Origin of the sequence: Aquimarina sp. I32.4 (assembly GCF_002924285.1) — a bacterium.
GTDB lineage: Bacteria > Bacteroidota > Bacteroidia > Flavobacteriales > Flavobacteriaceae > Aquimarina.
Genome location: NZ_PGUB01000102.1, coordinates 1 through 14,714 on the forward strand (window position 1 = coordinate 1; position 14,714 = coordinate 14,714).

Consider the following 14,714-nt stretch of genomic DNA (forward strand, 5'->3'; position numbering starts at 1 on the left):
TCTAGGTAATTCCCTGTTTCCTTTGCCAGATTCAAGAAAGAAAATATCATCACTCTCTACAATACCTTCAAAACCATTAGGAACAGCCCCTTCAAAGGCACTTAATATCTTATGCCGCCAGTCAAATGAAGTTTGGAGACAGATACCTGTCTGTTCAGCACATTTCTTTATCGAATTGCCTAATAGCATATGGTACAAATAAACACTAAGCAAGTTCCCCTTTTTTAAACCAAAAGTAACTTTACCTGTAGTTTCCCTAAAATACTTCTTGCACGATTTACAAAAATAACGTTGCACACCATTAGCCTTGCCATTTGCACGGATATCGATGTCTTGACAATTAGGGCAATGTAGTGACTGGATTTGTTGCACCTCGGAATGAACAGTATACAAGTCAGGCTCTGAAGGATCGACCATAGATAATAGCTCCCTAATTACGGTCTCACGACCCAATTCATCTAGGCTTTTGAAAAATTCTGTGAAAGATTCTGGTACCATTTGCACTTGTTTTAAAACAAAGATAACTAGTTAAGTCGTATTATAGAATATAGCTAAACTTTTTAAAAAAACGGAATAATTCCATAATAAATAGGAATAATTCCCATAATTCTATTATTTTTACTTCACAAATTATCATTCAACATGAATTCCAAACAACAAATAAAAGGTAGAGGGGCTCAAGAAAAAGTAAGCAATAGATTTTTTGAAAATCATCATGAAATCAGAGATGATTTTCTTAATTATTGTATTGAGCAGGGTGAATCTATTGATAAACACCAAACCACATATATTGAAACGTATCCTAAAACAATTGTAAATAAAGTAACAAGTCCAGATGTTGGTATGACATATTCTCTAAATCCTTATCAAGGATGTGAGCATGGGTGCGTGTATTGTTATGCTAGAAACTCACATGAATATTGGGGGTATGGTGCAGGTCTAGATTTTGAGAGTAAAATTTTGGTAAAAAAAAATACTGCTGAATTATTAGAAAAGAAATTGAGAAGCAAGAAATGGAATGCGTATCCAATCTCCCTCTCTGGAAATACGGATTGCTATCAACCTATCGAAAAAAAATTAAAAATAACTCGCAAACTTCTTAAGGTTTTCCTGAAGTACAAACACCCTGTAGGAATTATTACTAAAAACACTTTGATTCTGAGAGATCTGGATATCCTTACCGAATTATCAAAACATAATTTGGTATCTGTATACCTATCTATTACTACACTACAAGAAGAAACCCGAAGAATTCTCGAACCTAGAACCGCAACCATCAAAAAACGTTTAGAAACCCTAGAGATACTCAATACCGCTGGAATCCCCACTAATGTAATGATGGCTCCTATTATCCCATCAATTAATAGTCATGAGATATTACCATTGGCCGAAGAAATTTCTAAACGAGGTGCCAAAAACATTGGATACACTGTAGTGAGATTAAATGGTGCAATAGGTAATATATTTACTAAATGGCTTGAGAACACTATGCCTGATCGTAAGAATAAAGTTCTCCATCAGATTATGGAGTGCCATAAAGGAAATCTAAATGACAGTAAATTTGGTAAGCGAATGAAAGGTAATGGTAATTTTGCAAATCAAATTCATCAATTATTTACTATTGCCAGACAAAAGTATTTTACAGAAGGGCACAAAACACACCTAAACTGTGACTTACATCAATACCACAAAGATGCCCAACTACGTTTATTTTGACTTTCAATTACACCATAAAACTTGAATTTGAGAAGTTATAAGTGTTATAAAATCAAGGGTATCCTTTACCTTAATACAACCGCGCTATAATCAACCTACAGTTCCCCTTCCCACTCTTTATAAAATTGCTCAAGAAATTGTTCCATAAATTGATGGCGTTCTGTTGCTAGCCTTCTACCAGTTACTGTATTCATTCTGTCTTTAAGAAGCAATAGCTTTTCATAAAAATGATTGATTGATGGTGCTGTAGATTTTTTATATTCTTCTTTACTCATCTTGAGGTCAGGTGTTATCTCAGGATTGTATAACTCCCTATTTTTAAACCCTCCATAGTGAAAACATCTAGCAATACCAATTGCTCCTATAGCATCTAATCTATCGGCATCTTGTATTACATCTAACTCAAGAGATTTGAATTTTTGATCGGTATTTCCTCCTCTAAAAGAGACATTCTCTATAATCTTAATTACATGATCAATGCTATCTTTTGGCACTTGAAGGTTTTGTAAAAACTCATTTGCTATTCTGGGGCCTATAGTTTCATCTCCATTATGAAATTTTGAATCGGCTATATCATGTAATAATGCTCCTATAGAAATCACTAACGAATCTACTTTTTCTTCTTGAGAAATTAATTGTGCATTTTTGAACACTCTATATACATGAAACCAATCATGTCCTGCTTCGGCCCCTTTAAGCTTATCTTTTACAAAATCAATAGTATCAGATATAATCTGATCTTCCATCATATTTAATTGTAATTATTTTACTAATGCTGGTTGCACCCATTTGAACTCAAAAATCTCTTCAGGGATGACCAATCGCTCACTAATACGTTGCATTCTTACTGGTAATTTCATCAAGAAATCACGAGCTTTTTCTGCTTCATCTGTAAGATCAATTATTTTATCTATTTCCCATCTATCAATAAGCTTTTGCATGATGTCTATATAATCTTGCGATGTGTATACACCTATACGTTGCGCTGACCAAGAAAACTCCTCAAAAGCAGTACCTATAGATTCTCCAGATTCTCTAAGAAAATGAGCAGGCATCACGATTTTCTTTTTCATCATATCACTAAAAGCAATCATCATTTGGCTTGGATCTACTTCAAAAATGTTGCGTACAAATTCACTATATGCATTGTGATGACGCATCTCATCTCCTGCAATAATCTTACACATTTTGGATAATGACTTATTAGAGTATTGCTTCGCCATTTTTGCTACTCTATTGTGAGAGACGTAAGTTGCTAATTCCTGAAAACTTGTATATACAAAATTCTTATACGGGTCTCTATCTGTTCCAATATCAAAACCGTCACTAATCAAATGCTGTGTAGTTCTTTCTACCTCGATCATATTAACTCTGCCTGATAGATATAGATATTTATTCAGTACATCCCCATGACGATTTTCTTCACCACTCCAGTAACGCACCCATTTTGCCCAACCATTGTCTTTTCCATCTTCATGCTGGTTTACACCTTCTACATCCATCAACCATGATTCATAGGTCGGTAATGCTTCTTCTGTAATGGTATCTCCTACCAACACTACCCAAAAATCATAAGGTAATTCCTTTGCTAATTCTCTCAGTTCTTTTACTTCATCAAAAAAAGTATCCTCGTTTTGTGAGTCTGGTAAAAAATCTGTGGGTTGCCATATTTTATCTACTGGAATCAAAAATTTGTCTACAAAAGAATCCACCTTCTTTTCCAGTAATTTCATTACTTCTAATCGTATATTATCCAAAGCCATAATAGTTGCGTGTTATGTTCTTATTGCTAAAGTAATTCTTTCTTCTATCTTTTTTAGCAATATCTCAGGTTCTTTATCTATTGCTATGGGTTCTTGCACCTCTAAAGTCATATGTATACCTACTCCCATTGGGAAGTTTCCGTACCTGACCAATTTCCAACTATTATTTATCGTTATTGGTACTATGAGAGCATCGGGAGCGTTTTTAATCAAAATTTTCAATCCAGTTGGAGCAAAAGATTTTGGTTTCCCATCTCTACTTCGGGTTCCTTCTGGGAAAATAACTGCTGAAAAGTTATTATGAGCAATAAATTTCCCGAATTTTGATAAAGCTGGTATTGATTGTTTAGGATTTTTTCTATCTATTAATACATTACCTCCATGCCTCAGATTAAAAGATATACTAGGTATCCCTTTTCCTAATTCTATTTTGGAAATAAATTTTGGCTTGTATTTTCTTAAATACCAAGATATCATAGGAATATCAAACATACTTTGATGATTAGATACTATGATCAAAGGTTTATTATCTGGCAAAGGATGGTTATTCTTAAAACTAAATGTTACTCCCAATACATGCAGACAACGCAATAAACATAAGTTCATAATATTCACTACTCCTCTGTGCCCTTTTGCGCCTCCTAATTTTACTCCTATCCATTGCAATACATGAAAAATGACGAGTGTTGAACCAAAAAATAAATAAAAAACTATAGAAAGTGGATAGCTGAGTAGCTTACTTATTGCTTTCATTACTATAAATAATTAATAAAATTAGATTTGTATAAAAGTATCGCAAGGTCTTATAATATTTTAAGTAAACCAATAGATTCATCAAAATAAAAAACCGTTTGCAACAACAAACGGTTTTAGTTATTTTTTGAGATGCTACCTTATTCTTTTAGCAATATTCGTTATATGCATCCTTAAGGTTATCTGCAATCATATCTGCAGGACGACCTTCTATATGATGGCGCTCTAACATATGAACTAATTCTCCGTTTCTAAACAATGCCATAGAAGGTGATGATGGTGGAAAAGGAATCATAAATCCACGTGCCTTATCTGTAGCTTCTTTATCTACACCTGCGAAAACAGTAACTAGGTTATCTGGTTTTTTCGCATTATCTAGAGAAGCTTTTGCTCCTGGTCGAGCATTTGCAGCAGCACATCCACATACTGAATTTACAACTACCAATGTAGTTCCATCTTTTGCTATTGCTTTTTCTACTTCCTCTCCTGTATGTAATTCTTCAAAACCAATATTGGTAAGATCTTCACGCATTGGTTTTACTAAATCTGCTGGATACATATTTTTATGTTTTATTTTTCGTACTACAATTTTACACAAAGTTACAAATTATGTACCATATACCTTCAACTGACAAGTAGTCTGGTAATTTGATTTTATTTAAATCTAAAAATAAATTTTGTCTATCCTTATTCTGTAACAAATGACAAATACTCATTACTAATATACTGATAACACTCTAAAAAGGTTATCTTATAATAATTATTTTATATTTGCAACCCAAAAAATATTTTTGAATGATCAAATGGTTTACTACCATAATAGGCTATATCTTTTTTAGATTTCCAGGAGCAATCTTAGGATTTATACTTGGTAGCCTATTAGACGCGTCCAGAAGTAAAAATGGCAGTAGATTTAAAACGGTATTTTCTCAAGAAACCAAAGTAACTCCTGCTGATTTTGAACTTAATCTATTGTCTTTATCTTCTATTGTCATCAAGGCAGACGGAAGAATAAACCAAACGGAATTAGATTATGTAAGACAATATTTTGTAAGTGCCTATGGCAAAGAACGTGCTAACGCAACTTTTAGAACTTTTAATGATGTAATTAAAAACAGGCATATCTCTGCTCCTCGAATTTGCGCATATATTAATCAACATACTCGATATCCTTCTAGATTACAGATTCTTCATTTTCTATTCGGAATTGCAAATGCAGATGGCTCTGTAAGTTCTTCTGAAGCTAATGAAATTCAGAAAATAGCTGGTTTTTTACGCATAAATTTTAAAGACTTTGAAAGCATCAAAGCCATGTTCTTTAAAACACATGACCATGCATATACAATTTTGGAAATTGATAAAAATGCTACTGATGCAGAAGTAAAAAAAGCATTTAGGTCTATGGCAAAAAAGTATCACCCTGATAAAGTACAGCATATGGATGAAATTCATATAAAAGGAGCTGAAGAAAAATTTAAAGAGGTACAAAAAGCATATGATCAAATCAAAAAAGAACGAGGGATCAACTAAACTCGAATCCTCCTCTAGAATACTAATTATTTTTAAAAACTCTTTTCCAAAGAGCTTTTAAAAACTTTAATGGTGGCAAACTAACTATAATAGAAAACTCCTCAAAAATAGTAGTCTCCTCATCTAAAAATTTAAGAATTCTAGAGCTTCTATTTTTCTTAAACAAGCTTGCAAAAAGAGAAGAACCTATAGCGTTTTCACTATAGAGAACATCAATAAAAAGTAAATCATAATACCAAAACCTTGTACTTTTACCAAAGGTTGATAAATCTGTATTATTCTTAAGATATGAAATGAGTTTTTTACTATTCTTTAATACATTATTAAATGTATAACCTGTACTAGGCTTAGTCCATCCTCCTACGGTACCTATCTGCAATATATTTTTAGAGTTTTGTTTTCTAAAATCATAACAGGTCATTGGGATGCAACCTTTTTCTGTCTCAGTAATTACATAATCAGCAATTCCTTTTTTTTGAAGATATTTTACAATTTCTTCTTCATACTCTTCTTTTTTCAAAAGACTTTCAGAAAACAAAGTATATTCAAACAAGGCTTCTGTCTCTGAGATTGGCAACACATACATAAATCTCGTATTCTCCTTTTGCTCCACAGCAAAGTCCATAAAAGTAGCAACATTGTTATCAAAATAAGGTTTTTTTGTCTTAACAAACCACCCTACAAAATGTTGATTCAAAACAGGGTATTTGGTTTGGGCTTTGTATTCTTGAGATAATAGTATACTATTAAAAACTTTATCCCCAAAAAACACTTTGCTATTAGTTTTTACTTCCACAAGACCTGCTCTTTCTTTTAAAGAAACAACCTCTTCTTTTACAAAAGTTACATTAGATTTTCCTTCTAAAACATTGATCACAAAATCGTAAAAATCTTTACTTCTGATCAATTTATATTGATACGGTGAAATCTGCATTTCTTTTGAAAAATCATTACTTCCAAAATAAATAGTATCCCATTCTTTACTTACAACTTCACTCCATACTCCAATATCTTTCTCCCAAAAACACCATGTACGATCATTAGAATACTCAGTTTTTTTATCAATTAATAAAATATTTTTTGTATCAAAAAACGAATCCAAAATCATTTGATATGCCAGTATCAACCCTGAAGCTCCTACGCCAGAAATTATATAGTCATACTTTTGCATATAGTGTGAATCCAACATCTAAATGAATAAAATTAACCTTTATAAGTATATTATAAAGTGTCTAATCCCGTTTTAATAATACTTGCTAATTTACACAACTCATGAAAAAGATCATATTATCAATCTGGTTTATCTTACCTTTTATAGTAGCATATGGACAAAACTCGGCAGAAATAGAAACCCCAAAAATTATTACAAAACTCAAAATAGGAAATACAGCCAATTTTGGAGATAAAAGTATTAAATTCATTAAGGTAACAGAAGATTCCAGGTGCCCAACTGATATGATGTGTGTATGGGCTGGGGAAGCAAAAATAATTATTGCTATCTATAAAGGCAACACTCTAATAGAAGAAAAAGAACTTGTTTTTGGTGACCAAAACATTAACCCTGATCAGATAAAAGTATTATTAACGACACCACGGAAAACTATTTTTGGTTATAAAATCAACCCATATCCTTCGTCAAAAACGCCTATTACCTCTTCTGAGTATTATCTTGAATTACTACTTCAATAAAAAGCATTTCATTAATTTTTTAACTCCTATCATTTTAACTTTGAAATCATCTATTTTTTTAAGTATACTTTCAAGTTTTACACAATAGAGTTTCATTAACTTTACCCAATGATTTCTAATCAAGTAAAAGCTCATCTAGCATTATTAAGTGTTAATATTATTTACGGAGCAAATTATCTTATTGCAAAAGGTTTAATGCCTAACAAAATAGAAGCATCTGCACTCGTATTTTTACGAATTGGCGGTGCAGGTTTATTATTCTTTCTTCTTAAATTATTTATCAAAGAGCGAGTAGAAAAAAAAGATATTGGCCTCTTAGCACTATGCGGTTTTTTAGGTGTTGGCATTAACCAATTCTTTTCTATGAACGGGTTAAGCCTTACCTCTCCTGTTGATGCAGCTATCATAGTAACTGCTATGCCTATTTTTACAGTAATTATTAGTTATTTTCTACTTAAAGAACCTTTAACCATACAACGTATTTTAGGTATTTCTATCGGAGGATCTGGAGCTGTTTTATTAATTTTTCTAGGTAATTCAGGAATGGGAACTGGTTCTTTACTAGGAAATATCTATATTTTTATCAATGCTTTAGCTTTTTCTTTTTACCTAGTTCTTGTAAAACCCCTTATGTCTAAATACAAACCAGTTACTGTTATTATCTGGACTTTTTTATTTGGTTTTATAATTATATTTCCTTTTTGTATACAAAAACTAATTACCTCTGATTTCACCCCCTTTACATCATTTAACTGGGCATCTTTATTTTACGTAATCCTCGGACCTACTTTCTTAGCATATTTACTGAACATGTTTGCTTTACAATATGTAAAACCAACTGTATCTAGCAGTTATATCTATGTACAACCAGCTGTAGCAATGATACTGGTTACTATTATTTCTTACTTAGTAGCAGATAGTCAATATAAAGGAGACATTACCATTCCAAAATTACTTTGTTGTATTTTTATTTTTGGTGGTGTATATTTAATTAGTAGTGGTCCTCTAAAATGGTTTAAAAAACCAAAATCTTAGTGACATCCACAACCTGAATCACCACATGATTTTGATGATTTCTTTTTTGCAGAAGACAAAGCAGGTTTCCATAAGAATTTCTTTATCAAGAATCCAACTGCTATTGCAAATGTGAAAAATACTAATATATTTTGTATAATAATATTCATTTGTTACTGTGAGAGTGTTATAGCAAATAGATCAATCACCTTACACAAGATAATTATCAAAAGCTCATAAATAGTCGTATAAAGATACAGAAAACTTACAAGATATTTTATTTTAAAAGCTGATATGCTGCCAAAGCAACTACATAGGCAAAAATACTCATAAAAATAAGTTGTGCCATTGGCCATTTCCAACTATTTGTTTCTCGCTTTACAATTGCCAGCGTACTCATACATTGCATCGCAAAAGCATAAAACAATAAAAGAGAGATTCCACTTGCCAGATTAAACAATGGAGCCCCCGTTACAGGGTTTATCTCTGCAGCCATTCTATTTTTTATAGTTTCTTCCTCATCACTCCCTACACTGTAAATAGTTGCCAATGTTCCTACAAAAACCTCTCTAGCAGCAAAAGAGCTTATAAGACCAATACCAATTTTCCAATCATACCCCAAAGGCTTTACAATGGGTTCAATTGCCTTACCTGCATATCCAATAAATGAATATTCAAGTTTATGAGATGCTATTTTATTCTCTAAATCTTCCTCTGAGAGATCAACGTATTGTTCACTAATAATTTCTTCTGCATTACTAAATTTCTCATTAGGGCCAAAACTTGCCAATACCCATAAAATAATTGAAATTGCTAAAATGATTTTCCCAGCTCCAAAAACAAATGCCTTTGTTTTTTCGACTACATTAATCATTACATTTTTGAATATTGGAATTTTATATCCAGGCATTTCGATTACAAAGTATGATTTGCTTTTGATTTTTAATATCTTATTAAGCACCCAAGCTGATCCTACTGCCGTTGCAAATCCTAGAAAATACAAAAACATCAACATAAGGCTTTGATATCCAAAAATCCAAATAACTTTCTCATTTGGAATCACTAATGCTATTATTATGAGATATACTGGTAACCTTGCTGCACAAGTTGTAAAAGGAACAACCAGTATTGTAATTAATCTTTCTTTCCAGTTTTCTATATTTCTGGTAGCCATTACTGCTGGTATTGCACAAGCAGTACCAGATACCAACGGGACAACACTTTTCCCACTTAATCCAAATCGTCTCATCACTCTATCCATAAGAAAGACTACACGACTCATATAACCACTTTCTTCTAATATTGAAATAAAGAGGAACAAAAATGCAATTTGGGGAATAAAAATAACTACCCCTCCTAATCCAGGGATAATACCCTCTGTAAGAAGGTCTACAAAAGGACCAGATGGCAAAGCCGTTTTCGCTGCTTCACTTGCCCAAGCAAAGGTCTCATCAATAAGGTCCATTGGATATGATGACCAATCATATATAACTTGAAAAATAAATAAGAGTATTGCAAAAAAAATAAAATACCCCCAAAACTTATGAGTTAATATTCTATCTAATTTTGCCCTCATTCCTGTAGCTGATTTCTCATCTACTATCAACCCTTTTTTAAGCACATCATTGATAAATTGATATCGCTTGATGGTTTCTTTTTGCTGTAATCTTTTAAATTCACTTTCAGACTTAACTTCAACCTCATTTTCAATAGCTACATCTCTTTGATCAACATTCTTGAAACTAGCATTCTGAGTTATTTTTAACCAGGTTTTGTATAATGATTTATCTGGAAATGTTTTTTGCAATCGATCAAAATACTCCTGCTCAAAAGACAACGCGTCAAGGCATCGTTTTTTAGGCAAAGATCTATAGGATTCTATTAATTTTTTTAGCTCATCAATCCCTTCTCCTTTTCTCGCACTAATCAGAGCTATTTTTGTGTTCAATTCTTTTTCTAACAAAGGAATATCTAATGAAATCCCTTTTCTTCTCATTCTATCAGCCATATTGACTACTAGAATAGTTGGAATTTCAAAATCCTTAATTTGAGTATAAATAAGTAGATTTCTCTTTAAATTCTCCACATCACTTACCACTACAGCTACATCAGGAAAATCCTCTGATTCTTGATCTAATAATAACTCTGTAACAATGTTTTCATCCAGAGATGATGCATTAAGACTATACGTACCTGGAAGATCAATAACATGAGCTTTGACATCGTGAGAAATCTTGCAAGCGCCTTCTTTTTTCTCAACTGTAATCCCAGGATAATTACCTACTTGCTGGTTAAGTCCTGTAAGTAAATTAAAGACAGACGTTTTTCCTGTATTTGGGTTTCCTATTAATGAAACTTTTATTTGCGTGGCCATAAAAAGAATTGCTATTTGATAATTTGAACTTCAATATGGGCTGCAATTTCCTTACGAATGGCAAGGTGGCTACCGTTTATATTAAGATATAGTGGGCATTGAAAAGGAGCTATTTGAAGCAACTCAACTTCATTTCCTGGTAAACACCCCATTTCCAATAATTTAAGCGGAACAATATCTGAAGTAATTTCTTTAATCAAGGCTCTTTGACCTTTTTTAAGAGTAGCAATTGTAGTATTCAAATTTTATTTAGATTAATTTAAACTAAGCAAAAATAGTGTAAAAAAATGTATTGAAAAAGCCAAAATTACGCAATCCACACAAACCTAAAGTTAATTTTTACTTATTTCTTGTTTCAATACAGTGATATCCTCCAGCAATCGATCAATCTCTTCTGGATTGGTACCATCATAAAACCCACGAATATGCTTCTTCTTATCAACCAAAATAAAATTTTCTGTATGCACCATATCATAAGGACCACCATCCCCATCAGACTTTGCCGCCAAATAAGATTTACGTGCCAAATCATAAATTTGTTTTTTGTCTCCTGTCACTAAATTCCATTTACTATCATCTACCCCTTTATCTACTGCATATTTTTTCAATCTAGCTACATCATCAATTTTTGGAGTTACAGAATGAGACAACAATAACACATCAGTATCACTCTTTAGTCGCTCTTGAATCTCTTTCATATGCCCTGTCATTATCGGACAGATTGTCTGACAAGTAGTGAAAAAAAAGTCTGCCACATATATCTTATCTTTATAATCCTGCTGCGTTACCTCCTTTCCGTTTTGATTTATTAATTCAAAATCAGCAATTTTATGGTATTTACGAATATACTGTACCGTACTATCTACCAGCTCTACATTTACCATATCTGGCTCATACACCGGCAAAACACGATCTGGCTTAAGAATAGAATATATAATAGATATGATAATAGCCGACAATACAAAAAGTACAACTGCAAAAAACTTATATTTAGAAAAAAACTGAAGCATATTGGATAATTATATTTGCACAAAATTACAAGGATTATCCCTTATAAAAATAATTGTTTCATTAAAAAAATACTAAATGTATCGAACTGTAGGGTAGTTTTTTTTTATATACCCTTCTAAAAGGTTACTTTTGCGTGATTTAATTTTGAAAAACGACTTATGAGTCCATTTTTTATAAAAGCCATACAGCTATTATTAAGCTTATCGATCCTTATCGTGTTACACGAGTTAGGACACTTTATTCCTGCCAAATTATTCAAGACAAGAGTTGAAAAATTCTACTTGTTTTTTGATGTGAAATTTTCTTTGTTTAAGAAAAAAATAGGCGAAACAGTTTATGGTATTGGTTGGCTACCATTGGGAGGCTATGTAAAAATAGCTGGAATGATCGACGAGAGCATGGATAAAGAACAAATGGCTGGCCCGCCACAACCATGGGAGTTCAGGTCAAAACCAGCTTGGCAACGATTAATCATTATGCTAGGAGGTGTTACAGTAAATATCATTCTTGGCTTTTTAATCTATATGGCAATTATCTTTACCTGGGGTACAAACCATGTAAGCTTTGATGACATGCCAAACGGATTTGCCGTAGAAGATTCTTTTAAAAAACTTGGTTTTGAAGACGGAGATAGAATTGTAGCAATTGATGGTAAAAAACTGGAAGATGTAATTGATGTAAACCACCATTTATTTATGAGAGATGTACAAAACATTACTGTTTTACATCAAAGTGGAAATCAACAAACCATCGATATTCCTGAAGGTATAGGAACTACCATGTTTGAATCTGGAATATTACGCCCGTTCACCCCAATCACAGAACCTATTCTGGATAGTATAGTTCCTGAAATGTCTGCATATACAGCTGGTCTTAAAAAAGGAGATAAAATAACAACCGTAAATGGAACCCCTATAAAGCACTGGCATGAATTCAAAAAGGCAATACATACTGACGACACCAAAAAAAGTATTTCACTGAGTTATATAAGAAACGGAGAAACAAAAACAACTTCTGTAACTCCTAATGACGAAGGTTTAATAGGTGTAAATGTAAAAACAAGCTATAACGTTCAACAAAGAAAATATTCTCTTGGAGAAAGCATAACCAAAGGTTTTGATTTTGGATACTGGACTTTGCATGACTACATTGCGCAATTCAAGTATGTTTTCACTAAAAAAGGAGCTAGCCAAGTTGGTGGATTTGGAGCTATTGGAAATCTGTTTCCCGATGCATGGAACTGGAGAGCTTTCTGGGGGACTACCGCATTTATTTCTATTATTTTAGCCTTTATGAACATCCTACCTATCCCTGCCTTGGATGGAGGTCATGTAATGTTCTTATTATACGAAATTATAGCTGGAAAAAAACCTAATGATAAATTTATGGAATATGCGCAATTAGCAGGATTCATTCTTCTTATCACCTTACTATTATTTGCAAACGGAAATGATATCTATCGAGCTATTTTTGACAAGTAACACTGGCAAGTAGACCAAGCCTTTAAAAAAACAGAAAAGATCAAAACTAGTAGTTTTGATCTTTTCTGTTTTTACATATAGACAGACCACACCATCCAATTGATGATTTTCACGTTCTAAAAAAAAGAAATTAAAACATTAACACGATAATTTTCCCAAATTCAAAATGACATCTAAAAACCTAGATTAATAAGAAATCTCATTTTATTCAAAAAAAATATTTTTATCACCTCCTCTTCAAAAAACACCTTTCTCCTCTTCAAAAAACTAAAAAACAAGCAGATACCCCTATTCCATTTAAAAAGAAAACTCCTTTCCCAAAATAAAATTTCATGATTCCTGAAAAAAAGTCAAAAAAAACTTTTTGTGAACTAAAAAATAGTATATATTTGCACTCGCAAAAAGAGAAAAACATTCTAGTTTTGCAAACATAAATTCCTCCTTAGCTCAGTTGGTTAGAGCATCTGACTGTTAATCAGAGGGTCCTTGGTTCGAGTCCAAGAGGGGGAGCAAAAGTCCAGCAGCAATGTTGGACTTTTTTGCGTTTACACCTTACTTAGACTCGAATTCTGTTCCTCCTACACAACTTCCTTACTCTCATTTCAACAAACAACTATTCGCTATAAATTCTAAAAAAACAGGCATTGATTTTACAAATTAGGTAACATTCCACTTTTTGGTAACATATATTTACACAACCGCCACCATTTTTAATATTTAATTAAAACAAAAATATTACTATTCAAACACACATACTTCTGGTTATACCTCTTTTTTGACCTACTTTTCACCTCATGCAACACGTCTAACAAATATAATAATGACATAAAATCAAAATTAGATAACTTACTAAAGTCCGAGATTCAACCCTCTGAACCAGGAGGCTCTGTACTTTTAAAAAAAGGAGAGGAGATTATTTACTTAAAGAATTTTGGACTAGCAGACCTAAAGACAAAAGAAAAGATAACAGAACACACCGTTTTTAACACTGGCTCCATCTCTAAAACTTTTGTCTCAAACGGAATATTAATATTAAAAGAAAGAGGACTCCTTTCTTTAGACGACAGCCTTTCTAAGTATTTTAAAGATTTTAAAAACAAAGAAATTGCAAATAAAACATCTTTTATCTCATTCTTCAGGATTACCAGATAACAGAAAAGTTGATGAAAACATTGAATTCTATTTAACAGCAAAAGACACTGAAAATTTTGCCCCTTTAAAGTTAGCTGACAGTCTTAATTTTCAACCTGGTGAGAAATATGAATACTCAAACCCTGCTTTCAACGGATTGGCTTTAATCATCGAATGGATACGCTAGAGCAAGCTGACCCCCTCCCTAGATCAGTATTAGGCACTATATATTAGCTGCCGTTCTGTCGGATA

At 32.5% G+C, this 14,714-nt stretch carries 14 protein-coding genes, 1 tRNA gene and 2 pseudogenes; 7 read left to right on the forward strand and 10 right to left on the reverse strand.

The genetic code is table 11. From position 1 onward, the window contains the following. Nucleotides 1-498, reverse strand: a pseudogene (locus CVD18_RS18030) (hypothetical protein); the annotation flags it as partial. Nucleotides 499-642: 144 nt separating this feature from the next. Here CVD18_RS18030 and CVD18_RS18035 point away from each other — a divergent pair. Next, complete coding sequence (locus tag CVD18_RS18035; RefSeq protein WP_103866868.1) at nucleotides 643-1,716, forward strand: PA0069 family radical SAM protein; 1,074 nt, start codon at nucleotides 643-645, stop codon at nucleotides 1,714-1,716. Between the two features lie 95 nt (nucleotides 1,717-1,811). Here CVD18_RS18035 and CVD18_RS18040 read toward each other — a convergent pair whose 3' ends face one another. The 4 genes from CVD18_RS18040 to CVD18_RS18055 form a co-directional block, all read right to left on the reverse strand. Continuing rightward, nucleotides 1,812-2,465 carry an HD domain-containing protein gene (locus tag CVD18_RS18040; protein ID WP_103866870.1) on the reverse strand — a complete coding sequence of 218 codons (654 nt, stop codon included), beginning with the start codon at nucleotides 2,463-2,465 and terminating at the stop codon, nucleotides 1,812-1,814. A gap of 12 nt (nucleotides 2,466-2,477) precedes the next feature. Then, the gene (locus tag CVD18_RS18045) at nucleotides 2,478-3,479 is read right to left on the reverse strand and encodes an acyl-ACP desaturase (protein ID WP_103866872.1); all 1,002 of its coding nucleotides are present in this window, start codon (nucleotides 3,477-3,479) and stop codon (nucleotides 2,478-2,480) included. Nucleotides 3,480-3,491: 12 nt separating this feature from the next. Next, nucleotides 3,492-4,232, reverse strand: coding sequence for a lysophospholipid acyltransferase family protein (locus CVD18_RS18050; protein WP_369858754.1), 741 nt, complete (start codon nucleotides 4,230-4,232; stop codon nucleotides 3,492-3,494). A 148-nt stretch (nucleotides 4,233-4,380) separates the two neighbouring features. Next, nucleotides 4,381-4,791: a BrxA/BrxB family bacilliredoxin gene (locus CVD18_RS18055; RefSeq protein ID WP_103866874.1), complete on the reverse strand. Its 411-nt coding sequence runs from the start codon at nucleotides 4,789-4,791 to the stop codon at nucleotides 4,381-4,383. Between the two features lie 236 nt (nucleotides 4,792-5,027). Here CVD18_RS18055 and CVD18_RS18060 point away from each other — a divergent pair, with 236 nt between their 5' ends. Next, the gene (locus CVD18_RS18060) at nucleotides 5,028-5,762 is read left to right on the forward strand and encodes a TerB family tellurite resistance protein (RefSeq protein ID WP_103866875.1); all 735 of its coding nucleotides are present in this window, start codon (nucleotides 5,028-5,030) and stop codon (nucleotides 5,760-5,762) included. 22 nt (nucleotides 5,763-5,784) lie between these two features. On the opposite strand, the gene CVD18_RS18065 is transcribed toward CVD18_RS18060, so the two are convergent. Beyond that, the gene (locus CVD18_RS18065; protein ID WP_103866876.1) at nucleotides 5,785-6,933 is read right to left on the reverse strand and encodes a lycopene cyclase family protein; all 1,149 of its coding nucleotides are present in this window, start codon (nucleotides 6,931-6,933) and stop codon (nucleotides 5,785-5,787) included. A gap of 101 nt (nucleotides 6,934-7,034) precedes the next feature. On the opposite strand from CVD18_RS18065, the gene CVD18_RS18070 reads away from it, so the two are divergent. Continuing rightward, nucleotides 7,035-7,451: a hypothetical protein gene (locus tag CVD18_RS18070; RefSeq protein WP_103866878.1), complete on the forward strand. Its 417-nt coding sequence runs from the start codon at nucleotides 7,035-7,037 to the stop codon at nucleotides 7,449-7,451. 108 nt (nucleotides 7,452-7,559) lie between these two features. Continuing rightward, on the forward strand, nucleotides 7,560-8,486 hold the full coding sequence (locus tag CVD18_RS18075) for a DMT family transporter (protein ID WP_103866880.1): 927 nt from the start codon (nucleotides 7,560-7,562) through the stop codon (nucleotides 8,484-8,486). Here CVD18_RS18075 and CVD18_RS22995 read toward each other — a convergent pair. From CVD18_RS22995 to CVD18_RS18090, 4 genes are all read right to left on the reverse strand, one after another. Further along, nucleotides 8,483-8,635 (reverse strand): hypothetical protein, encoded by a 153-nt coding sequence (locus CVD18_RS22995; RefSeq protein ID WP_199185105.1) that lies wholly within the window; start codon nucleotides 8,633-8,635, stop codon nucleotides 8,483-8,485. The genes CVD18_RS18075 and CVD18_RS22995 overlap by 4 nt on opposite strands. 107 nt (nucleotides 8,636-8,742) lie before the next feature. Next, nucleotides 8,743-10,839, reverse strand: coding sequence for a ferrous iron transport protein B (gene feoB, locus CVD18_RS18080; RefSeq protein WP_103866881.1), 2,097 nt, complete (start codon nucleotides 10,837-10,839; stop codon nucleotides 8,743-8,745). 11 nt (nucleotides 10,840-10,850) lie between these two features. Then, the gene (locus CVD18_RS18085; RefSeq protein WP_103866883.1) at nucleotides 10,851-11,081 is read right to left on the reverse strand and encodes a FeoA family protein; all 231 of its coding nucleotides are present in this window, start codon (nucleotides 11,079-11,081) and stop codon (nucleotides 10,851-10,853) included. A gap of 90 nt (nucleotides 11,082-11,171) precedes the next feature. Then, nucleotides 11,172-11,849, reverse strand: a complete 678-nt coding sequence (locus CVD18_RS18090; protein WP_103866884.1) for an SCO family protein — start codon at nucleotides 11,847-11,849, stop codon at nucleotides 11,172-11,174. A gap of 159 nt (nucleotides 11,850-12,008) precedes the next feature. On the opposite strand from CVD18_RS18090, the gene rseP reads away from it, so the two are divergent. The 3 genes and pseudogenes from rseP (at nucleotide 12,009) to CVD18_RS23235 (ending at nucleotide 14,649) form a co-directional block, all read left to right on the forward strand. Next, complete coding sequence (gene rseP / locus CVD18_RS18095; protein WP_103866885.1) at nucleotides 12,009-13,331, forward strand: RIP metalloprotease RseP; 1,323 nt, start codon at nucleotides 12,009-12,011, stop codon at nucleotides 13,329-13,331. Nucleotides 13,332-13,767: 436 nt separating this feature from the next. After that, nucleotides 13,768-13,841, forward strand: a tRNA-Asn gene (locus tag CVD18_RS18100). A 405-nt stretch (nucleotides 13,842-14,246) separates the two neighbouring features. Next, a pseudogene (locus CVD18_RS23235) lies at nucleotides 14,247-14,649 on the forward strand (serine hydrolase domain-containing protein). Nucleotides 14,650-14,714 lie beyond the last annotated feature (65 nt).

Excerpts from the sequence above, each read along its gene's own strand:
- CVD18_RS18035 (WP_103866868.1), top strand. The coding sequence starts at position 643 with ATGAATTCCAAACAACAAATAAAAGGTAGAGGGGCTCAAGAAAAAGTA.
- CVD18_RS18040 (WP_103866870.1), bottom strand. The coding sequence starts at position 2,465 with ATGATGGAAGATCAGATTATATCTGATACTATTGATTTTGTAAAAGAT.
- CVD18_RS18045 (WP_103866872.1), bottom strand. The coding sequence starts at position 3,479 with ATGGCTTTGGATAATATACGATTAGAAGTAATGAAATTACTGGAAAAG.
- CVD18_RS18050 (WP_369858754.1), bottom strand. The coding sequence starts at position 4,232 with ATGAAAGCAATAAGTAAGCTACTCAGCTATCCACTTTCTATAGTTTTT.
- CVD18_RS18055 (WP_103866874.1), bottom strand. The coding sequence starts at position 4,791 with ATGTATCCAGCAGATTTAGTAAAACCAATGCGTGAAGATCTTACCAAT.
- CVD18_RS18060 (WP_103866875.1), top strand. The coding sequence starts at position 5,028 with ATGATCAAATGGTTTACTACCATAATAGGCTATATCTTTTTTAGATTT.
- CVD18_RS18065 (WP_103866876.1), bottom strand. The coding sequence starts at position 6,933 with ATGCAAAAGTATGACTATATAATTTCTGGCGTAGGAGCTTCAGGGTTG.
- CVD18_RS18070 (WP_103866878.1), top strand. The coding sequence starts at position 7,035 with ATGAAAAAGATCATATTATCAATCTGGTTTATCTTACCTTTTATAGTA.
- CVD18_RS18075 (WP_103866880.1), top strand. The coding sequence starts at position 7,560 with ATGATTTCTAATCAAGTAAAAGCTCATCTAGCATTATTAAGTGTTAAT.
- CVD18_RS22995 (WP_199185105.1), bottom strand. The coding sequence starts at position 8,635 with ATGAATATTATTATACAAAATATATTAGTATTTTTCACATTTGCAATA.
- feoB (WP_103866881.1), bottom strand. The coding sequence starts at position 10,839 with ATGGCCACGCAAATAAAAGTTTCATTAATAGGAAACCCAAATACAGGA.
- CVD18_RS18090 (WP_103866884.1), bottom strand. The coding sequence starts at position 11,849 with ATGCTTCAGTTTTTTTCTAAATATAAGTTTTTTGCAGTTGTACTTTTT.
- rseP (WP_103866885.1), top strand. The coding sequence starts at position 12,009 with ATGAGTCCATTTTTTATAAAAGCCATACAGCTATTATTAAGCTTATCG.